This window comes from Amycolatopsis sp. NBC_00355, assembly GCF_036104975.1.
In the GTDB taxonomy this organism is placed as follows: Bacteria; Actinomycetota; Actinomycetes; order Mycobacteriales; family Pseudonocardiaceae; genus Amycolatopsis.
The window spans coordinates 10,022,622-10,042,495 of sequence record NZ_CP107982.1; the positions used below are offsets into that span (position 1 = coordinate 10,022,622).

Sequence of the window (19,874 nt, forward strand, 5' to 3'; positions counted from 1 at the left end):
TGTCGTGCTCGCGGCGGTCAGAGCAGAGGAAGCACACCGCCGGCCTCGCTCGCCCGACATCCCTCCAGGAGCAGCGCGAGGTACCGGCGCCAGCGCGCGGGCTGCGCGGTCTCCAGGTCGGGCACGGCGAGCATCGTCGCCACGACCATGGCGATGAGCGACGGAAAGTCGCTCGAGTCCAGATCCGGGCGCGCGACCCCGGCCGCCTGCGCCCGCTCCAGCGCCCGGCTCAACGGCTTGACGAAACCCTCGGCCGTGGCCCGGGTGACCAGCGCGGTGTCCCGCGCCGCGGTCAGCAGCGCGGAGTTGGCCGCTACGGTGACGACTGTGGCCTCCAGACCGTCGGCCAGCGCCCGCCACGGGTCCGGATGGGCAGTCGCGGCCTCGACGACGGGCTGCACCTCGGCGGTGACGTACTGCTCGAATACCGCGCTGATCAAGTCTTCACGCCCGGCGAAGCGCCGGTAAACCGTGCGCAGCCCGACATCGGCCCGAAGCGCGACGTCGTTGACCCCGAACTCGGACCCCTGTTCGCTGATCACCGCACGCGCCGCGTCGAGGATCCGCTCCTGGTTGCGGCGCGCGTCGGCCCGCAGGCCTGGCGCCGGTCCGGGCGTGTCAGTCATGGCCGACAGCATCCCCGGTGGCCCATCGGCATCGCAACCCCGGACGATCGGTGACCTCGGCGTACGTCTCAGCCGCAGAACGGTGTGCGGTTACACGCCGCCGACGCGCACGTGCGGCACCCTCGTCGTCGGCCGATCGATCCGCGCTCGATTCCGGTCACGTCGAGGCCGGCCACGGCCGGACAGGCCTGCCCACCGCCGCGTACACAACGGCGGCGCCCGGCTTCCGGTGGTGGCCGACGATCACCCACCGCGGAGCCCTGCCGCCACCGAACTCGTCGGCTGCTCCTCGCAACGCGGCGACCGAACCCCGCGATCCGTTGGTGCCGAACACAATCCGCGTCCAGCCATGGACACCTCCCCGGCGATACCTTGATTCCGGAGTCTCCTGCCGGCGGCCCGGCCGCAAGGAGACTTCCACCGTTCCGCGTGTGCGATGATCGTTCAATGGCCATGGCATCCACCGGGCAACAATTCATGGGGCAGCGATCCACCAGTCATGCGTCGGCCAAGCGTGACGACCTGGGGGACTTTCTGCGCAGCCGGCGGGCGGCGCTGTCTCCGGCGCGGGTCGGATTGGCGCCCGGCCGGCGCCGCCGCACCCCGGGGCTGCGCCGGGACGAGGTCGCGCAGCTGGCGAACATGTCGGCGAACTACTACGAGCGGCTGGAGCGCGGGTGCGGGCCGCAGCCGTCGACCGCCATCCTCGGCGGCCTGGCCGAGGCGCTCCGGCTCGACCCCGCCGAGCGGGACTATCTGTACCGGCTGACCGGGCACGTCGCCCCTCGTCTGCTGCGGTCCGGTGAGGCGGTGGACGTCGACGAGGGGCTGCGGTCGCTACTCGCGGCGGTGGACGCCCTGTGCCCCGCGTTCATCACCGATGATCTCGGCTCCGTGCTGGCGCAGAACGAGCTGCACGTCGCATTGTTCGGCTCCTTCGCCGGCCGGCCCGGCTGGGAGCGGAACATGATCTGGCGCTGGTTCACCGCACCCGGCTGGCGGGCGGCACTCAGCCCGGCGGCTCAACACGAGATGACCGGTCAGGCGTACGTAGCGGACCTGCGCGCGATCATCGCCGACCACGACCGTGGTTCAGCCGCCGCGGCGCTCGTGCGTTCGTTGCGAGCGGCCTCCGCCGAATTCGCCCGGATGTGGGACGAGCACCGGGTGTCGGCCCCGGCCTGCTCGACCCTGGACGTTCAGGACGGCCGCGTCGGCCGCCTGGAGTTCGACTGCGCCGTCGCTATCGGCGCACTGTCGCGCCAGCGGCTCATCACCCTGCACGCCATCCCCGGCACCGGCACCCGCGAGCGACTGCGGCTTCTCGCTGAGTCGCTGACCGGCGGTCAGAGCGACGGCTGAAGCTCCGACCGGAGGACGCACACTGTCGGGTCCGGCGTCGCGATCGCGAACATGCGATCGGCGTATTCCCTACCTACCGGGTCCTCGCGGGCGGCGTGGAGTTCGGTGACGCTGGTCCATCGCGAGCAGATGAAGACGCGGGTACCGTCCAGGCTGGCGTAGACCGCCGAACCGAGGAATCCCCGCTGTGCCCGCATGATCTGCCCGGTGTCGCCGATCGCCTTCACGAGCTCGTCCTGTTCGGCCGCCGCGACCGGGAAGAGGCCGATCACGGTTACCGGGCCGTCGTAGTTGTCTGTGCTGTCGTCAAGCATGGGCCGAATATAGCGACGGAAAACGCCCTGATCCCGCCCTTAGCCACTGACTGTCAGTACGAGGCTGGCGTCCGGATCGGGCCACCGCGGCCCAGGGGACCAGCTGACCGAGACCACCCACCAGGTCGCGGCCGACCCTGATCGAGCCGTTCCTCGGGTACTGCCGGCTGCGACCGGCCGGCGGCCCGCACTTGCGGGCATCGACCCCCTTCCCGCACCTGACCGAAGCCCTGGAGATCGAAGCTCACACGCGAGGTGTCAACCAAACCTTGGGCAGACCCGACTATCGCCGGGGGCTTTGACCGGCGACCGGCCTGGGGTTCGATTCCCGCTCGCCGGCTTCCGGGGTGGTGAGCTGGGCCAGGAGGGTGAGCGCCGCGCGCGAGGCGGAGTCCGGTTCGGTGGTGACGATGACGATCCGCTGCCCGCGCCCGTCCGGGAGCGGCATCGCCTGCTGGAGAACGTCCACCGGGCCGACCAGGGGATGGTGCATCCGGTGCGTCGCGATGTCCCAGTCCCGGACCCGGTGCTCCGACCACAGGGTGGTGAACTCCTTGCTGTGCATGACCAGTTCGCCGATCAGCTCGGCCAGCACCGGGTCGTCCGGGTACTGGCCGACGGCGAAGCGCAGCTTCCCCACCACGTCGCGGGCTTTTTTCGGCCAGTCGTCGTAGAGGTCGCGGACGTGGGCGTCGAGGAACACCATGCGCGCGCTGTTCGGGCGCCGGCCCGGCTGGTCGGGGCTGCGCGGGTCGAGGTGGCCGGCGAACAACGCGTGTCCGAGGGGGTTCCAGGCGAGCATGTCGCTGTAGCGGCCGAGGACGACGGCCGGGGTGTCGCCGAGGGAGTCGAGCAGTTGCCGGGTGGCCGCGTTCACCCGTTCCGGTGCCGGCCGGCGAGTCCGGCCCTTGCCGCTCTGCCGCGCGGTGCCGGCGAGGTCGTGCAGGTGGCGCCGTTCGGTTTCGTCCAGCCGCAGCGCGCGGGCAAGCGCGTCAAGCACCTCGGGTGACGCGTTGAGCGACTGGCCCTGCTCGAGGCGGGTGTAGTACGACTCGCTCACCCCCGCCAGCTGGGCGAGTTCGTCGCGACGCAGGCCCGGCACCCGCCGCCGCTCGTCGTACATCGGCAGTCCGACGTCCGCGGGCTGCAGCTGCGCCCGGCGTGTCTGCAGGAACCGTCCGAGCTCCGACTTGGTGGCCATGGAGTCGAGTATGGATCGGTGCCGCGGTGTTTGCCTGCCCCTGCTGGTGTAGGGCAGGTCCCGGCCGCCGAGCCGCCTTCGGTCCGTCACTGCCCGAAGCCCCAGCGCCGCACCGCGAAGCCCGGCCCGGCCTCGGTGACCTCCACCGCGAGGCCGCCGCCCAGGTGCGCGGGGAACACCAGCGCGTGCTGCCCTGCTGCCCTGGCGAGGGTGCGCCGCCGGGTCGTGCTCGCGGCCGAGGGGTCCTCGCAGAAGCAGCTGCTCAGGTCCGGCGCCACGATCTGAATCGGGTTGTGCAGCAGGTCACCGACGAACAGGGCGTGGTCCCGGCCGGAGGTGAGGGTCAGGATCGCGGAGCCGGGTGTGTGGCCGGGCGCGGCCTCGAGGCGCAGCCCGTGGCCCAGTTCGAGGACGTCCTCCCACAGCCGAAGCTGCCCGGCCCTCTCGACCGGCCGGATGCTGTCGTCGAAGACGCCCTCGTTGGCCGCGGCGAGACGCGGCCGGTGACCGCCTTCCGGGTGCCAGTACTCGAAGTCCGCCCGGGTCAGCAGGTAGGTGGCGTTCGGGAACGTCGGCACCCAGTCGCCGCCGACGAGGCGGGTGTTCCAGCCGACGTGATCGGCGTGCAGGTGCGTGAGAACGACGGTGGTCACGTCTTCCGGTTCGGTGCCGGCGGCCCGCAGCCGGGTGAGGAAATCGGTGTCGAGCCGGTCGAACGCGGGTGCCCCCGGTCGTTGCTTGTGGTTGCCGACGCCGGTGTCGATGAGGATCGTCTCGTCGGCGGTGCGCAGGACCCAGGTCTGCACGCAGGTCTGGAGCAGGTCGGTGGCCGGGTTCCAGAAGGCCGGCGCCAGCCAGTCCTCGTGCGCTCGCCAGGTGGCGCGGTCGAGTCCCGGGAACATCGCCTCCGGCGGCCGGGTCGCGCCCGTGTACTCCAGGACCCGGGTGACGTCGACCGATCCCAGCGTCAAAGTCTGATTCATGCGGTTACCCTTCGTGAAGTTCCGGCCGCGCTCGGGCTCACACCGTCGCGGTCAGGGTCACGTCGATGTTGCCTCGGGTGGCGTTGGAGTACGGGCACACCTGGTGGGTGGCCGCGACGAGCTTGTCGGCCGTGGCCTGCTCCAGCCCGGGCAGGTGCACCGCCAGCCCGACCGCGAGTGTGAAGCCGCCGGTGTCCAGGGCCAGCAGGCTCACCGTGGACGTCACGGTCGACCCGGCGACGGCGACCTTCTCCTCGCGGGCGATCACCCGCAGCCCATTGTGGAAGCACGCGGCGTACCCGGCCGCGAACAGCTGCTCGGGGTTGGTCTTGTCGCCGCCGGGACCGCCCATCTCTTGGGGGATCGCGAGCACCTCGTCGAGCACGCCGTCGGTGGTGCGGACCTCGCCGTTGCGGCCGTCGCCGGTCGAGATCGCCTCGGTGGTGTAGAGCGCGGACATGTTCTTCTCCTTCGGTGTCTACTGTGGACAGAATTCCGGGTTGCCGATCAGTGCAAGTCGCGCAAGCGTGCGGTCAGCAGGTGGGGGTCGGTCTGGGTGACGTACGCCGCGTCGAGGACCCATGGTGGCCGGGGAGTGTGGTGCCGCCTCGGCGGGAACGGACGTGAAAGTGACTGCCGCTGTGATGGCCGGTGCGGCCGCACCGGACAAGAACTGTCCGAGCTCCGGTTCGCCGGTCATGGAGTCGAGTATGGATCGGCGCCGCGGGTGGCTGCCTGACCCTGCGAGTGTAGGGCAGCCCGGAAAGCCTCCCGGGTCGAAGGTGATCCCGCCAGGGTCAGGCTATCCGCGGCCGGGTGACGCACTATCGGCTCAGCGCGCCGCACGATCTGCGCCGGCCCGAACCCAGGAATCGCCACGCATCCTGGTGCGCGAATTCAGCGGCCGCAACGACATCGACAGCTTTGTACCGAGTGAGAGGTCACCGATGAATCTGCGTTTCCCCGGCATGAGGGGCGTCTTCGCCGCCGCAGTGCTCGCCACCCCGTTGCTGCTGGGATCCGTCGCCTACGCCGGGCCCGCCGAACAGCTCACCGGGACCCACCGGACCACGCGGTCTCCGCTCGCGACGATCGCCGTCAAAGCGCCCGAGGTCTTCCCGCACTCCGCCGACTACGACCCCTGCACCGGCAGTTTCCTGGTGGGGTCGCTCAAAAAGGGTACGGTCACCGTCGTCGGCCGTGACGGAACCGCACGCACCCTCGTGAACGACCCGACGCTGGTGTCCGTCCAGGGCGTCCGCATCGACCGCGAGCGCAACCGGGTGCTGGTCACCAACGTGGACCTCGGCACCGCCGACACCACCAGCGCGGCCGGACCGCTGAAGGTGGCGGGGGTCGGCAGCTACGACCTGCGCACCGGCCGGCGGCAGTGGTACACCGACCTGGCCGCCGTCGCCCCCACGAGCACCTCGCACCTGGCGGCCGACGTGGTGGTCGACGCCGACGGCACCGCCTACGTCGTCGACACCCAGAGCCCCACCCTGTTCCGCGTCTCCCGCACCGGCCGGGCGTCCGTCCTGCTGACCAGCCCGCTCCTGGCGGGTACTCCCGGCCTCGGCGTCCCGGGCGTCCTGCCCGACATCGCCGCCAGCTCTATCGCGCTGGTGCCCGGGAACCTGCTCATCGTCGCCAAAGGTGACGGCACCCTGGTCCGGGTGCCGATCCAGCACCCCGGCCAGGCTTCCGTCGTCAAGCTCGACACCGGCCTGGTCCCGCTCGCGGCGTCGCTGCGGGTCCTGCCGGACGGCTCGATCGCCGCGGTCAGCAGCGGCCTGCTCACCCAGAAGCCGGCGGTGGTGCAACGCGTTCGTCCCGACAGCTCCTGGCGCAGCGCGAAGGTCACCGTGACCGACACGGTGCCCGACCCGATCACCAGCGGCATCACCGCCGGGCCGCACGGTTCCACCTACACCGTCAGCGGCGGCCTCGCGGATCTGCTCCAGCACCAACCCAACACCGGCTTCACCCTGCGCCAGGTCCGCGTCAGCTGACTCGCGCCCGTACGCCGGCCGGGCGGAACCCACCCGCCCGGCCGGCGGCATCCCGCATCGGATCCACCATGGAGGCTCTGTGACCACGCGCATCTCCCTGACCACACGAGTCACCGGCGGGCTGGTGCGGGGAGCCGCCACCCCGACCGGTGTCGTCTTCCACTCGATTCCCTACGCGGCACCACCCGCCGGCCCCCGGCGATTCGCGCCACCCGCGGCCGCCGCGCCCTGGACGGGGGTTCGTGACGCCTCCGCGGCCGGGCCGAGCGCCCCCACGCCGCGCCGGTCCTTCGGCACCCTGGACCTCACCCCGATCCTCGGCACGGGCCGGCACACCGGCGACGACTACCTCACGGCGACGGTCAGCACGCCCGATCCTCACGCCGGTGGCCTGCCGGTGCTGGTGTTCGTCCACGGTGGCGGCCTGACCGCGGGTACCGGGTCCGCCGAGGTGTACGACGGAAGCTCCTTCACCCGAGACGGCGTCGTGCTGGTCACGCTGAACTACCGGCTCGGCGTGAGCGGCTGGCTCGACGTCCCCGACGCCCCCGCCAACCGGGGGCTCCTCGATGTGCTCGCCGGCCTGCGCTGGGTGGCCGAGAACATCGCATCCTTCGGTGGTGACGCGGCCCGCGTGACGGTCGCGGGCCAGTCCGCCGGCGCGATGATCGTCGCCGCACTGCTGGCTTGCCCCGCGGCCGAAGGGCTGTTCCAGCGGGCGATCAGCCAAAGCGGCAGCGGGGACTGCGCGTTCGAGCGGGGCCAAGCGGCCTTGGCCACGCGAGGAATCTCGTCGCTGCTGGGCCGGGACGCCACCGCGGCGTCCTTGAGCGACCTGGGCGATGACCGGCTGATCGAGCTGGCCACCGCGCTACCGCCCCTCGACCACGCCGCACACGGCTTCCTCGACACCGCGGTGGGGGCCAGCCCGTTCAAACCGGTGATCGACGGCGTGCTGCTGACCGGTCAGCCGGCCGACACCCTTCGCCCCGGACTCGGCACCGATCTGCTGATCGGCAGTACCGCCGACGAGGCCAACCTCTACACCGTCCCGAACGGTTTGAGCGAGACCGCCGGTGAAGCTGATCTGCTGGCCGCGGCGCGACGCCGCTTTCCCGACCCGGAAGCCCGCCTGGACGGCTACCGCGAGCTGTTCCCGGACAAGTCCCCAGGTCAGCTGCTGTCCAGGGTCATCACCGACGCGTTCACCGGGGGCAGCCGCCGGCTGGCCGCAGCACATATCGCTCGTTCACAAGGCCACACGTTCTCCTACGAGTTCCGGTGGGCCTCCAGCGCCTACGAGGGCCGGCTGGGAGCGTGTCACGGGGTCGAGCTGCCCTTCGTGTTCGACCGGCTCGATCTGCGTTCCCTGCGTGGACCGCGCAGTCTGCTCGGCGCCGGAGAACCGGACTTCGCACTGGCAGACGAGACCCATGGCGCCTGGATCAGGTTCGTCAAGACCGGTCATCCCGGCTGGGCACCGAACATCTGGCGCTTCTTCGGGGAACTGGACAAAACTCGCCGGTGACGACGTCCGGCCATGGGTCTGATGGGGTAGTTCTGCGTGGAGTTGTGCGAATCGCGGCCTGAGCGGTGGGCTGTGTCAGTGGGTGCGGAAGGCCGCTGCGAGACGTTCCCCGATCCAACGACGGGCGACATTCGCGTCCTCGATCAAGCCGCCGAGGGCGATGAAGGGATGAACCTGTCCGTCGAAACGACGGAGCTCTACCGCCACGCCGGCATCTGCGAGCCGGGCCGCATAGGCTTCACCCTCGTCGCGCAATGGATCGTATTCGGCCGTCACCACGGTCGCCGGCGGAGACCCGGCCAGGTCAGGAGCACGCAACGGGGAAATCCTCGGATCCGACGGGTCTGTCTTCCCGGCGTAGGAGTCGACGAAGAATTCCATGTCACGAGTCGTCAGGAAGTGTCCCTCCCCGAACTTGCGGTAACTCTCCGTCGAGCCGACACTTGCCGCGTCCGTGACCGGGAAGATCAGCGCCTGGTGTACTAATTCGTGGAATCGCAGCGCGACGACCGTTGCCAGATTTCCGCCGGCACTGTCGCCGGCGATAGCGACCCTCGTGCGATCAATGCCGTACTTGTCGCCGTTGCCGAGCAACTCCTCCACAACCGCGATCACATCATCGAGAGCAGCAGGGAATGGATCCTCCGGGGCGCGCCGGTAATCCACTGCGACTACAGAGGCCCTGGACCAGCGGGCCAGATCCGCCGACACCGCATGGTGGCTGTCGAGATCGCCCAGGACCCAGCCGCCACCGTGGAGGTAAATGGTTGCCGGGAGTCCGGGTTCCGAACTCGGCAGGTGCAACCTGACGGGGACCCCCGCGATAGTGAGATCTTTGGCGGTAACGCCTTCAGGTTGCGTTCCTGCCAGCTGAGCGACGTCACCGGCGGCGGCACGAGCGACTTCGACGGGGATGCTGTCCAGCGGTGGCGATCCCGCGACCATTCGAAGGAATTCGGCGGCTTGTGGATCGAGCATGACGGAGGCTCCTGTCCGCACTGGCCGGTTCACCGAAGGTCCCTGATGCGACCGGCCGGCAGCCATGGTTCTTAGGGTGCTTATCAAGAATTTGCCATTGACGATGGCGTTGTCAAGCGTACACGGTGGAGCCCACGCCTCGCCACAGCCGACTTGCTTGACCGGGAACCGCTGTCCGTCCGACCTGGACAGTCCATGCTCTCCCGGACGGCCGCTCTCTGCGCCGCCGCGCCGCTCTTGCGGGTAGTCGGGGCGGCCACGTCATCGCCTCACGACCGACAGGGGTGGAGTTGTAGCTCTCTCGGGGGACAACGAGTGTCCACCGGGAGGTGACGTCCGGGGGCGCCGGTGACCGTAACTTTGTGGCACGAAGTCATTGTGTGCGACCAAAGGACGTGTCATGCCGCTCTTGCCGAACGATTCGACGACCCGGAACATCCCGGTCAAGTCCTCTCTGCTTCGCTTGGTTCTGCTGGGCGTGGTCTTCTTCGGTGTGGTCTTGGTGAACGGCTTGGTGAACGGGGCGGCGGGCACGGTGCCGGTACTCGGGCTCTTCACCGGGTTCATCGCCGCGGCGGGGATCGTGTGGTTCTACCGGTTCGTCGTCCGGAAGGTCGAGCACCGGGAGGCGGACGAACTGTCGCTACAGGATGTGAAAGGTCCGGGCGGCAAGGGTTTCGCGCTCGGAGCCGGGATGTTCGCTGTCGTCGTCGCGTTGATCGCGGTGTTCGGCGGGTACACCATCACGGGGTGGGGTTCGTTTGGTGGCATGTTGTCGATTTTCGGGTTGATGGCTTCGGTCTCGATCGCCGAAGAACTGCTCTTCCGGGGTGTGTTGTTCCGCATCGTCGAGAACCTGCTCGGGACCTGGGGCGCGCTGGCGATCTCCGGTGCTCTGTTCGGCGTCATCCATCTGCTCAATCCCCACGCGACGCTGTGGGGCGCGATCTCCATCGCCATCGAGGCCGGCCTGATGCTCGGCGCCGCTTACGCCGCGACCCGGACCCTCTGGGCGCCGATCGGCCTGCACTTCGGCTGGAACTTCGTCCAGGTCGGCGTGTTCGGCGGTACCGCCTCAGGTGGCGACCACGCCTACGCCAGCCTGTTCCAGAGCGTCTCCGACGGCCCGGCCGTCCTCACGGGTGGCGCGTTCGGTCCGGAGGCCAGTCTGGTGACCATTCTCATCTGCCTCGTGCCCACGCTGTTCTTCCTGCGCATGGCCCACCGGCGCGGCTACATCCGCGCCCGCGCCTCCCACGCCTGAGCAAAACATCAGATCGCTCTGCTCGCCGCCCTCGACCCGAGGCAGCGAGCAGGGCGACGCCATATGGCGCGAGTCCGCCGATCCGGCTCGGCGTTGCCGCGGACCTCGCCGAGCCCGCGGCCGGCGGTCAGGTCCGCCGGCGCGGCCCGGCAACGGATGAACGCCCACGATATGGCCTTCGGGAGCAGCGTAGGCATCGTGATCAGTTCGTCCTCCGGCTTCTCGTTCAGCACTCATCAGGGCGGACGACGGGATCGACGACACCGAGCCGGCGGTCCGGCTCGGCATGGCTTCGACCGCGGCGCACCTCGCCGGCGAGATCCGGGAGGCGAAACCGGCTCAGGTCGTGTTTTCCGGCGCCACCGGCCGAACCGCGGCCCTGTCCTGGTCAGGTTGGACGCTCAGGTGTTCACTTTCAGCCGGTCGGTGACTCGAGAAGGTCACCGACATGCCGTCGATCAGCCAGCCTTGAGCCGCCGCTTGGCAGGTGCGTGCACAGATCAGGTGTGCTTCGAGGTCGGCCCTTGACTGTGACGACGAGGTCGCGGGCGGCGGGTTGTGGGCCATGGCGAGTCATACCTGTTCCGTGGTAACGGTTTTCGCTGATGCACGGTGTGTCACGAGATCGTGCAGGAACGCCGCGGCCAGGCCACCCACGAGAGGTGCGACGAGGTATGCGGCCAGTTGGGACCAGGGCACGCTCCGGCCGGCCAGAGACAGCACGACGTCCGGGCCGAGGGTGCGGGCCAGATTGACCGATGCGCCGGTGAGCGGTCCGAACACCATGATCTGGGTCGCCAACGCCAAGCCGATGCCGAACCCGTGCACGCCTCGTGGTGCGTCCGGCGAGACGGCCAAAGCGAACACGGCGATGACCAGGATGAAGGCGCCCACGGCTTCGGCGAGCATGGCCTGCGCAACGGAGACGCTCGGCCCGAAGGATGTCGCGCCGAGGCCGGCGTCGAGTGCGGTGCTCGTGTACGCCGCGTAGACCAGTACCGCGGCGAGGAATCCGCCGAGAAGCTGAGCCACCAGGTAAGCGGGAACCTCGCGCCAGGCGAACTTGCCGCGCGCGGCCAGGGCGAGGGTGACCGTGGGATTGAAATGGCCGCCGGATGTCGCGCCGAAGGCGTAGATGGCCACGGCGAGCGCGAGACCGTGCGCCAGCGCGACGATCAGCAGACCTCCGCCGCCGGCCGAGGCGGCAGTGACCGCCACGGCTGCGCCGATACCGAATGTGCACAAGATTGCGGTGCCGGCCAGCTCCGCGAACAGACGGCGAACCAGTGCGACATGCACAGTGAGGAGTCCTCCCTTACCGGGGCCGCAACGTGGCCCGATGGACGTGCTTGCGTCTCCAACCTGCCGCGAGCCGATATTGCGGCATACCGCCGAACCTCGTGAAAAGCCTTACGGATCCCTTACGCGGCAACGTTGCTCAGTGGCCGGGAACCGTCTGCCAGGTGCGTCCACAGCCGGTAATGGCAATGCGGCTCGTCCGGTCCGGTCCGTCACAACTCCGTAATGTGCCCGGCGGCCCCTTCGGCGCGGCCGGTGCGCAAGGATTCACTCCCACAATCCCGCTCGCCGCGTGCGGCGCGCCCACGAGCTTTGACCGCACCTGGCACCCGTGGCCCGCGACTTCGGGACCGCCGCGATCTGGCGCCTCGGGCCGGCTGCACGAGCGGATTGCCGTCGGCGCAGGTTGCCCGACTCCGACGCAACCCGGCAATGTGGCCACTGTTGGTGGCGCGATCGCGTTAAGGTGGCACGTTTTCCGCTCTCAGCCGGGGGTGCCGGCGGATCGGAAGGCAGGGGAGGGGATGGTTCCGTTGGAGCGGACGACGTGTTGTGTGGTCGGCGGCGGCCCGGCCGGGATGATGCTCGGGTTGCTGCTTGCCCGTGCCGGTGTTTCCGTCACAGTGCTGGAGAAGCATCAGGACTTCTTGGACGACTTCCGAGGCGATACGGTCCACCCGGCAACTCTGGACCTGCTCGACGACCTGGGTTTGGGCGCGCGGTTCGCGGCGTTGCCGCGCTCTCAGGTCACTGAGGTGGTTTTGCCCGGGGAGGACGGCGGGCTGCAGCGAATCGGCGATTTCGGTTTGTTGAGCAGGATTGGTGTCCGTCATCCGTACATGACGGTCGTTCCTCAATGGGATCTGCTCGATCTGCTCGCCGCCGCTGGGCGGGAGGAGCCGGCGTTCCGGTTGCGGATGGGTGCCGAGGCGACCTCGGTCGTCCGGGCGCACGGTCGTGTCGTCGGCGTCCGGTACCGGTCGGCGTCCGGTGTCGGTACCCAGGTCGAGGGGGAGATCCGGGCCGATCTCACGGTCGCCTGCGATGGCCGTCGTTCTGTTCTGCGTGCGGCGTCGGGGCTGCCGGTGAGGGAGTTCGAAGTTCCGTTCGACACCTGGTGGTTTCGACTTACGCGCCGGAAAGGTGAACAGAGTGGCGCGCTGACCCGCAAGGCCGGTCTGGGGAGCTTCGCGGTGGTCATTCCGCGGCCAGACTACTTCCAGATCGGTTACGTCGCGCCAAAAGGGACCGATGAGCAGTTGCGGGAACGCGGCATCGCGGCGTTCCGGGCCGAGGTCGCCGGACTCGTCCCGGAGTACGCCGATCGGGTCGGCGAGCTGGTCTCGATGGACGACGTCAAGCACCTGGATGTCCAGTTCAACCGGCTCCGCCAGTGGCACGTCGATGGGCTGTTGTGCATTGGCGACGCCGCACATGCGATGTCGCCGGTCGGCGGTATGGGTGTCAACCTGGCCATCCAGGATGCGGTGGCGACCGCGACACTACTGGCTGAGCGGCTTCGTCGCGGCACAGTCAGTGGCAGGGACCTCGCGGGCGTGCGCCGACGTCGGTTGCCGGCGACGTTGCTGGTTCAGGCGTTGCAGCGGATCATGCACGCAGATCTCGCCGGCCCGCTCCGAACCGGAACGTTGGCCGGCCCGCCGGGACCGATGCTTGCTGCGGTCCGGCGGTTCCCGGTCTTGCAGGCGTTGGGCGCTTATCTCATCGGAGTCGGATTTCGGCCGGAGCGTGCACCGGCGTTCGCCCGCCGTGCGCCGACGCCGTCCTGATGCGCCGCCGGTGTCGAGCGCACCAAGACGACCGTCCACTATGGAGGATGCTCCTCGCGATCGGGCAGTAGGCCGAAAAGTGCCGCGGCTTCGGCTGCTCACTCTCACGCTCGAGGTCGGTGTCGGTCTCGAACCTCGCGGCCGGCCGGGACTACCTCGTCGGCCGGCTCGCCGCGCGACACGTCAGCCGGCGTGCTTGTCGCGGTCGTCGTAGGCGTCGTGGGCGGCGAGAACCTCCGGCAGGTGCTGCACCGACCACTCCGTGAGCGCCTTCAGCGGCACCCGCAGGGTTTCGCCCAGCGGAGTCAGCCCGTACTCGACGCGCACCGGCACCGCCGGGTGGATCGTCCGCCAGACCAGGCCGTCGCGCTCGAGGGCGCGCAGTGTTTGGGTGAGCATCTTCTCGCTCACGCCCGAGAGCCGGTTGCGCAGCTGGGTGAACCGGCTCGGCCCTTGCTTGCCGAGCTCGCCCAGCACCAGGATCGACCATTTGTCGCCGATCCGGTCGAGCAGATCCCGTGAGGGGCAGCCGCGCGCATACGGGTCCCACGACGTTGTCTTCTCGGTCACAGCCTTGCTGGTCGTCACCACGCCCACCTCTTTGCTTTCCGACAGGTGGCTACCTTACCAAATGGTGGCTACTTCCCGACGGTAAGCCATGGAGTCATGGTGGACCCGTGCCGCGGAAGGGCCGCGGCGGAAAAGAGGATCGCACGTGTCCATCGTCGTCACCGGAGCCACCGGCCAGCTGGGCCGGCTCACCGTCGAGGCATTGCTGCGGCGTGGAGTTCCCGCCTCGGGGATCGTCGCGACCGGCCGGAACCTCGAGGCGCTCAAGGACCTGGCCGACCGCGGCGTCGTGACGCGCCGGGCCGACTTCGCCGATCCGGACAGCCTCGCGGATGCCTTCGCCGGTACCGGGAAACTGCTGCTGATCTCGGCTTCGTTCCCCGTGGACGAGCGCTTCGCCCACCATCGGCGTGCGATCGACGCCGCGCTGGCCGCGGGAGTGTCCTCAGTGGTGTACACGAGCATGACGCACGCCGACACGGCCACCACGATCCTCGCCGCGACCCATCGCGCCACCGAGGAGTACCTGCGGCAGTGTGACGTCCCCCATGTAGTGCTGCGCAACAGCTGGTACCTGGAGAACTACACCGCCACCCTGCCCACGGTCCGCAGGCACGGCGCGGTCATCGGAGCCGCGGGCCAGGGGAAGGTCAGCGCCGCAACCCGCGCCGACTACGCCGAGGCCGCGGCCGTCGTGCTGACCGCTGAAGGCCACACCGGCGCGGTGTACGAGCTGGGTGGCGACGAGGCGTTCACCTTGGCCGAGCTCGCCGCGACGGTCTCGGCCGCCACCGGGAAGCCCATCACCTACACCGACCTGCCGGCGGACGAACTCGCCGCGGCGCTGCTCGGCGCGGGGCTGCCGGCCGAGCTGGCGGACGTCCTCGCCGACGCCGACCTGGGCCTGGGTCGCGGCGAACTGTTCACCGAGTCCGGCGACCTGAACCGCCTGATCGGCCGCCCGACCACGTCCCTGGCCACCGCGGTCGCCGAAGCGCTGCGCTGACCCCGGCCACACTTCCCCGCACCAGAAAGGAAAACCCCACGATGTCCACGCGCACCACCCTGATCACCCTCGTCGCGACGGCTGTCGCCCTGGTCGCGCTCGCCGCTCCCGCCACCGCCCACGAGGGCGGGGTCCACCCGGTCACGATCAACGGCACCGACGCCTTCCCCGAAAGCGTCGCCGCCGACCACCAGTACGTCTACACCACCAGCATCGGCGACGGCACCGTCTACCGCGGCCGCACCGGGGCGAAGACCCTTGACCCGTTCCTGCCCGCCGGTCGGGACGGCCGCACCCAGGCCACCGGGATCAAGATCGCCGGCGACCGCCTCCTGGTCGCCGGCGCCTTCACCGGCCGGTTCTTCACCTACACCGCCGCCGGGAAGCTCGTTTCCGCTTACACCGTGCCGGAAACGGGCGAACCGACCCTCGTCAACGACGCCGCCGTCACCCCCGGCGGGGACGTCTACATCACCGACTCTTTCCGCGCCGTGGTCTACCGGATCCCGGCCGCCGAGGTGAACGCCCCCGCCACCGGCACCCACCGGACCCTGCAGGTGGCCTACCGCCTCCCGGACTACGTGGCCGGCCAATCCAACGGCAACGGCATCGTCGCCACCCCCGACGGCAAGTCCCTGATCATCGGCTACTGGTACAGCGGCGCGCTCTACCGCCTCACCCTCGCCACCGGCGAAGTCCGCAAGATCACCGCACCGGCCCTGCCCAGCGCCGACGGCATCGCGCTGCGGGGGAACACCCTCTACATCGCCCGCTCGGTCGACAACGAGGTCGACACCGTACGGCTCTCCGGCGACAGCACCCGGGCCACCGTCGTCTCCGAACGCACCTACCCGGGCGCCGACACCACGACCGGCGTCGCCGTGAGCGGCGATCGGCTGCTGGTGACCAATTCCCAGATGGACACCTACCTGTACGGCACCCCGCTGACCAGCCCGGTGTTCTCCCTCGAAAGCCTGCCGCTCCGATGAGGACGGTGCCGTTTGCTGTAAAACCGGCCAAAGTCGACGTTCGGTGTTGCCGGCGAACGGCTGACGGTAGGCCCATTCGGTCTGCAGCGAGCGGTTGAGGCGTTCGACCTTGCTGTTCTGCCAGGGACAGGCGGAGGTGTAGCTGTCCGGTGTGAAGACACCCCGGCGGCTCAGTACTGCAACGGCAGTCAGGTGAGTGGGTAGCCACGTCGTTTGTGGTGGCTGAGGCGGGCTTGGTGTTGTCGTCGGCGGCGGAAGGATGACCAGGCCCAGACGTCGGCTTCGGTGCGACGATGCCCGTGTCCGCGGCCGACGCGCGCACCGATGATCGGATTCACGCTACCGGAGATCCGCCGCCTGCTGACCAAACTGGTCTTGCGTGTCACCGACGCCGCCGAGCACACCACCAGCCCGCTGAGTCTGGACGCTGGTGTCGGCCGGGTCCTGGAGCGGCCGCTGCGAGTGGGGTGGCTGGTCGAGCCGGGCTTCTGTCCCGTCGACCCGAGGTCGCCGCCACCGTGCAAGCCGCCGCCGAGGCGTTGCAGAGTACCGGCGTGATCGTCGAACCGGTGCGCATCTCGGCGCCGGAGCAGAACTTCGTCGACTTCTTCCGGGGCTACGGCGCGTTGCCGGCCCCGGTGCCGCCCGTCCCCGCGCACGAGCACGGCGCGACGGAGTTCGTGGAGACGCCGCGCCCGGTTCACGACCTGCACTCCGAACTCCGACCGGCGACGGCACATGCGTCCCCGGGGCTGAGGATGTTCAGTGGGTGGCACCCAGGTTGCGAACCCGGCCGAGTACTGCCCGTTGAGACCGGACAGCTGGACTTTCGGGCAACCCTGCGGTCTGCCGGCCCCCAGGAGCAACGTGATTCCGTTTCCGACGTCTTCGGAGACAAAGCTTCAACAAAAGCTGCAAGAGGGGCGCCGAGATGGAATTCACCGCGAAGAAGACAATCAAAATCGCCATGGTCGCCGGGGCATTCACTGCCACCGCTCTGCTTTCCGCGTGCACCGGGAACAATGCCGCGGGCACTAGTTCTCCGGCGGCGAACACGCCGGCGCCGGCGGCGGCCGTGGAGCAGGTGCCCGACGGCGGCGGCCAGGGGGCCGCCACCGGAGGTTCCAGCGCCGCGGATTCCGGCACCGCGCCCAACGGCGACGTCAACTGCAGCCAGCACGGCGGCCAGGTCGGCGCGCCGGGACGGCCGAAGATGGACCTGATCGCGGTGGCCGCCACCGACGGAACCACGCCAGGCTGCACCGAGGCGTTCACCGTGATCACCGAGTACTACCAGAAACTGCCGCAAGCCGAAGGCCCGGGCGAGCGGGTTCTCGACGTCGGGGGAAAGTGGACCTGCGCCCGTCAGGCGGACTCCGCAGGCGGCAGTCAGGGTGCGGTGGTCTGTGGCGTGCCCAACAGCTCCCTGCAGTTGGAGACCCGGCCCTCGACCGGCGCCGGCAAGACGCCTGTCCGGCAGGTCCGGCTGTTCCCGAACACCACCCAAGCGGTGCAGTTCGCCGGGTACGACGCCGGTGCGCAGATGGTCCGCTTCCAGCTGGTCACCCGCCAGGAGGGCGGTCCGGACGGCGGCCACTACGTGCCGCTCGAGGGCAAGACCTACCGGCTTCCGCTGCAGAAGGGCGGCAAGGTGCTCAGCGCGGCCACCCTGTGCCCGGGCAATTCGGTCACCATCGACGACCAGGGTTACGGCAACGGGCCGTGCGGCCAGGACCGGCTGCTCCAGCAGCTGAAGGACGGCAACCCGGTGCTCGCGCAGATCAGCGTGAACGGCGACGACCAGATCGCCACGGTCAAGGAGATCTATCACCCCTGATTCCAGGAAATCGAAACCCGGCAGCCGGGAATTCGCCCGGCTGCCGGGTTTCGGGCCGGCGGAAATTGGGTCGGCGAGGGAGCCCGTGCGTCGCCGAGTACAGCCTGCGGGGTCACCGCTCACGTGATCCCTGCGCCGAATTCGCCCCGGATCCAGGACGATGTCGATGTCGGATCAGGCCCTGATCCACAGGGCTTCAGCCGGACGGTGTGAAGCTGGGTGCGACCTCGGCGAACAGTCGGGGCAGGTCCGGCTCGTGGTCGATGGGGACGGTGATCGCCACCGTCCACAGGTCCCGGCCGTGGGGCAGCGCACGGAGCTTGGTGCTGCGGCCAGGGGCCGGTCCGAGGTCGCGGCTGCGGTAGAACACGTCCACAGTCGCAGGTGAGGACGGTTCAGCCGTGGTCACCTGGGCGCCGTCGTGTACCACTCCCGGCAGTATCAGCAGGTTGTCGACGTAATCCTCGGTGCTGGGATTGATGTCGTAGAAGCCTGCCAGGCGTTCGACCCTGATCTCCTGGCGGGCGTCCGGGGAGACGTAGTTGACGGTGCCGACGTGCGGCGGCGGGCCATCACTCGTGTGTGGATCGGCGTACTCGACCCACGTCTCGGGGACCTTGAGAGTGAAGGCCGTACCCGGCTCGTCACCCACTCTCATGGTGCCGGTGTGGTCGACGAAGTTCGCTTTCGGGGATGGGGTCGGTGAAGGACTGCGGGCGGGAGTCGAGGCCGGGGCAGGAGGGTTCTCGCCGGTCGGCCGGAAGACGATGATCCCACCGACGGCCAGTGCCGTGACCGCCAGCGCAGCGGCGGCCAACCCGAGGGCGCGGCCTCGAAGCCGGTGGTGGGACTCCGCGGCCGGGGAGGCGCGTGGCTCCGCGAACGGCAGCGGTCCAGGGCCGGAGGCCAACGGAGTGGGCTCGCTCGCCGACACGGCCCCGCCGGCCGAGGCGAACGCTCCACCCTGCGGGGAATCGCGGGGGAGCGCCCGGGCGTCGCCCGTGGCCGGGGGAATGTCCCAGAGCGACTGGCCGGGGTCGGGCAGCACGGGCCGCACCAGCCTGCGCACCTCGGTCAGTGGCATCCGCGCTGCCGGGTCCTTGACCATCAGCCCGGCGACAACCGCGCGCAGTGGCCCGGTCGCTGCTGCCAATCTCGGCACGTCACCGTGCACGACCGCGTGCACGGTGGCCAGCGGGTCGCCGTTCACGTCGTAGGGCGGCCGGCCCGCCAAGGCGGCGAACAGGGTGGCGCCGAGCTCCCACAGGTCCGCCGCCGGAGTGGTGGGCTGGCCGCTGGCCAGCTCCGGAGCGATGTAGGCCGGCGTGCCCATCATCAGCCCGGCGTGGGTGAGGGTGGTCTCGGAGACGCTGCGGGCCAAGCCGAAGTCGGTGAGCTTGACGAGCCCGTCCTCGCCGAGCAGCACGTTGCCCGGCTTCACGTCGCGGTGGGTGATACCGCGCCGGTGGGCCGCCTGCAGCGCCGCGGCCACCGCGTCCGCGACCGCGGCGGCCCGCACCTCGTCCAGCGGACCACGCTTGGCGATCAGCGCAGCCAGGCTGACCGAGGGAACCAGTTCCATCACCACGAACGGCTCGTCGTCCTGACGGACCACGTCGTGCACGGTCACCAGATTCGGATGCGACAGCGCGGCGATCGCGCGAGCCTCCCGCATGGCCCGTTCCCGCAATTCCATGGCCGCGCCGTCGGGCATCCCCGGCGGCAGCAGGACTTCCTTCACGGCCACGTCCCGCCGCAACAGTTCGTCGTAGGCCGCCCACACCGTGCCCATCGAGCCGCGCCCGAGCATCGCGCCCAACCGGTAACGCCCCCCGATCACCCGCGGCGCTGACGGAGCTTGCCCAGCGTCATCGGGCTGGTCAGGCGCGGTACCCAGGTCGGCGGAGGCCACCGCCGCATCCTCCTCCACCGCCAGAAACGCGCGCGCACGCGGGTAGCCGCAGTGCCCAGCCGAACACCGTGAGGAACAGAATGAGGACAGCAGCGCCTTGGAGCAGGCTGGGCGTTGACGTAGTGGCGCATCGACGACCACCGGCCGGCCGCGAGGGCCGCGACCTTGTCGTGCTGGTGGCTGATCGAACGCTCCGCACTTGG

Annotated in this window: 17 protein-coding genes; 8 read left to right on the forward strand and 9 right to left on the reverse strand. The window is 69.7% G+C overall.

What is annotated here, in order from left to right; translation table 11 throughout:
• Positions 1-17: 17 nt before the first annotated feature.
• Entirely contained in the window at positions 18-626 is a 609-nt protein-coding gene (locus tag OHS18_RS46465) for a TetR/AcrR family transcriptional regulator (RefSeq protein WP_328615096.1), read from the reverse strand.
• 477 nt (positions 627-1,103) lie between these two features.
• On the opposite strand from OHS18_RS46465, the gene OHS18_RS46470 reads away from it, so the two are divergent.
• Complete coding sequence (locus tag OHS18_RS46470) at positions 1,104-1,988, forward strand: helix-turn-helix transcriptional regulator (RefSeq protein ID WP_328615097.1); 885 nt, start codon at positions 1,104-1,106, stop codon at positions 1,986-1,988.
• Here OHS18_RS46470 and OHS18_RS46475 read toward each other — a convergent pair.
• The 4 genes from OHS18_RS46475 to OHS18_RS46490 form a co-directional block, all read right to left on the reverse strand.
• Positions 1,973-2,302 carry an antibiotic biosynthesis monooxygenase family protein gene (locus tag OHS18_RS46475; protein WP_328615098.1) on the reverse strand — a complete coding sequence of 110 codons (330 nt, stop codon included), beginning with the start codon at positions 2,300-2,302 and terminating at the stop codon, positions 1,973-1,975. The genes OHS18_RS46470 and OHS18_RS46475 overlap by 16 nt on opposite strands.
• A 283-nt stretch (positions 2,303-2,585) precedes the next feature.
• Positions 2,586-3,503 carry a helix-turn-helix transcriptional regulator gene (locus OHS18_RS46480; RefSeq protein WP_328615099.1) on the reverse strand — a complete coding sequence of 306 codons (918 nt, stop codon included), beginning with the start codon at positions 3,501-3,503 and terminating at the stop codon, positions 2,586-2,588.
• Between the two features lie 86 nt (positions 3,504-3,589).
• Positions 3,590-4,486, reverse strand: coding sequence for an MBL fold metallo-hydrolase (locus OHS18_RS46485; RefSeq protein ID WP_328615100.1), 897 nt, complete (start codon positions 4,484-4,486; stop codon positions 3,590-3,592).
• A 37-nt stretch (positions 4,487-4,523) separates the two neighbouring features.
• Positions 4,524-4,946, reverse strand: coding sequence for an organic hydroperoxide resistance protein (locus OHS18_RS46490; RefSeq protein ID WP_328615101.1), 423 nt, complete (start codon positions 4,944-4,946; stop codon positions 4,524-4,526).
• Between the two features lie 427 nt (positions 4,947-5,373).
• Between OHS18_RS46490 and OHS18_RS46495 the strand changes: the two genes are divergently transcribed.
• Both OHS18_RS46495 and OHS18_RS46500 read left to right on the forward strand, forming a co-directional pair.
• Complete coding sequence (locus OHS18_RS46495) at positions 5,374-6,498, forward strand: hypothetical protein (RefSeq protein WP_328615102.1); 1,125 nt, start codon at positions 5,374-5,376, stop codon at positions 6,496-6,498.
• 79 nt (positions 6,499-6,577) lie between these two features.
• Complete coding sequence (locus tag OHS18_RS46500; protein WP_328615103.1) at positions 6,578-8,026, forward strand: carboxylesterase/lipase family protein; 1,449 nt, start codon at positions 6,578-6,580, stop codon at positions 8,024-8,026.
• 75 nt (positions 8,027-8,101) lie between these two features.
• Here the strand turns inward: OHS18_RS46500 and OHS18_RS46505 are convergent, their stop codons facing one another.
• Positions 8,102-9,004: an alpha/beta hydrolase gene (locus OHS18_RS46505; RefSeq protein WP_328615104.1), complete on the reverse strand. Its 903-nt coding sequence runs from the start codon at positions 9,002-9,004 to the stop codon at positions 8,102-8,104.
• A 400-nt stretch (positions 9,005-9,404) separates the two neighbouring features.
• On the opposite strand from OHS18_RS46505, the gene OHS18_RS46510 reads away from it, so the two are divergent.
• Positions 9,405-10,268, forward strand: a complete 864-nt coding sequence (locus OHS18_RS46510; protein ID WP_328615105.1) for a CPBP family intramembrane glutamic endopeptidase — start codon at positions 9,405-9,407, stop codon at positions 10,266-10,268.
• 573 nt (positions 10,269-10,841) lie between these two features.
• On the opposite strand, the gene OHS18_RS46515 is transcribed toward OHS18_RS46510, so the two are convergent.
• Positions 10,842-11,567, reverse strand: coding sequence for an MIP/aquaporin family protein (locus OHS18_RS46515; RefSeq protein WP_328615106.1), 726 nt, complete (start codon positions 11,565-11,567; stop codon positions 10,842-10,844).
• 524 nt (positions 11,568-12,091) lie between these two features.
• Here OHS18_RS46515 and OHS18_RS46520 point away from each other — a divergent pair.
• Complete coding sequence (locus OHS18_RS46520) at positions 12,092-13,357, forward strand: FAD-dependent oxidoreductase (RefSeq protein ID WP_328615107.1); 1,266 nt, start codon at positions 12,092-12,094, stop codon at positions 13,355-13,357.
• Positions 13,358-13,540: 183 nt separating this feature from the next.
• On the opposite strand, the gene OHS18_RS46525 is transcribed toward OHS18_RS46520, so the two are convergent.
• Positions 13,541-13,945: a winged helix-turn-helix transcriptional regulator gene (locus tag OHS18_RS46525; protein WP_328615108.1), complete on the reverse strand. Its 405-nt coding sequence runs from the start codon at positions 13,943-13,945 to the stop codon at positions 13,541-13,543.
• 127 nt (positions 13,946-14,072) lie between these two features.
• On the opposite strand from OHS18_RS46525, the gene OHS18_RS46530 reads away from it, so the two are divergent.
• The 3 genes from OHS18_RS46530 (at position 14,073) to OHS18_RS46540 (ending at position 17,759) form a co-directional block, all read left to right on the forward strand.
• On the forward strand, positions 14,073-14,933 hold the full coding sequence (locus OHS18_RS46530) for an SDR family oxidoreductase (RefSeq protein ID WP_328615109.1): 861 nt from the start codon (positions 14,073-14,075) through the stop codon (positions 14,931-14,933).
• 41 nt (positions 14,934-14,974) lie between these two features.
• Positions 14,975-15,922 carry an SMP-30/gluconolactonase/LRE family protein gene (locus OHS18_RS46535; protein WP_328615110.1) on the forward strand — a complete coding sequence of 316 codons (948 nt, stop codon included), beginning with the start codon at positions 14,975-14,977 and terminating at the stop codon, positions 15,920-15,922.
• 931 nt (positions 15,923-16,853) lie between these two features.
• Positions 16,854-17,759 (forward strand): hypothetical protein, encoded by a 906-nt coding sequence (locus tag OHS18_RS46540; protein ID WP_328615111.1) that lies wholly within the window; start codon positions 16,854-16,856, stop codon positions 17,757-17,759.
• A 196-nt stretch (positions 17,760-17,955) separates the two neighbouring features.
• On the opposite strand, the gene OHS18_RS46545 is transcribed toward OHS18_RS46540, so the two are convergent.
• Positions 17,956-19,812, reverse strand: a complete 1,857-nt coding sequence (locus OHS18_RS46545) for a serine/threonine-protein kinase (RefSeq protein WP_328615112.1) — start codon at positions 19,810-19,812, stop codon at positions 17,956-17,958.
• Positions 19,813-19,874: the final 62 nt, after the last annotated feature.

What these genes read in the sequence shown, in the direction of transcription:
- OHS18_RS46540 (WP_328615111.1), top strand. Translation starts at nt 16,854, where the DNA reads ATGGAATTCACCGCGAAGAAGACAATCAAAATCGCCATGGTCGCCGGG.
- OHS18_RS46490 (WP_328615101.1), bottom strand. Translation starts at nt 4,946, where the DNA reads ATGTCCGCGCTCTACACCACCGAGGCGATCTCGACCGGCGACGGCCGC.
- OHS18_RS46485 (WP_328615100.1), bottom strand. Translation starts at nt 4,486, where the DNA reads ATGAATCAGACTTTGACGCTGGGATCGGTCGACGTCACCCGGGTCCTG.
- OHS18_RS46520 (WP_328615107.1), top strand. Translation starts at nt 12,092, where the DNA reads ATGGTTCCGTTGGAGCGGACGACGTGTTGTGTGGTCGGCGGCGGCCCG.
- OHS18_RS46510 (WP_328615105.1), top strand. Translation starts at nt 9,405, where the DNA reads ATGCCGCTCTTGCCGAACGATTCGACGACCCGGAACATCCCGGTCAAG.
- OHS18_RS46535 (WP_328615110.1), top strand. Translation starts at nt 14,975, where the DNA reads ATGTCCACGCGCACCACCCTGATCACCCTCGTCGCGACGGCTGTCGCC.
- OHS18_RS46465 (WP_328615096.1), bottom strand. Translation starts at nt 626, where the DNA reads ATGACTGACACGCCCGGACCGGCGCCAGGCCTGCGGGCCGACGCGCGC.
- OHS18_RS46475 (WP_328615098.1), bottom strand. Translation starts at nt 2,302, where the DNA reads ATGCTTGACGACAGCACAGACAACTACGACGGCCCGGTAACCGTGATC.
- OHS18_RS46470 (WP_328615097.1), top strand. Translation starts at nt 1,104, where the DNA reads ATGGGGCAGCGATCCACCAGTCATGCGTCGGCCAAGCGTGACGACCTG.
- OHS18_RS46505 (WP_328615104.1), bottom strand. Translation starts at nt 9,004, where the DNA reads ATGCTCGATCCACAAGCCGCCGAATTCCTTCGAATGGTCGCGGGATCG.
- OHS18_RS46480 (WP_328615099.1), bottom strand. Translation starts at nt 3,503, where the DNA reads ATGGCCACCAAGTCGGAGCTCGGACGGTTCCTGCAGACACGCCGGGCG.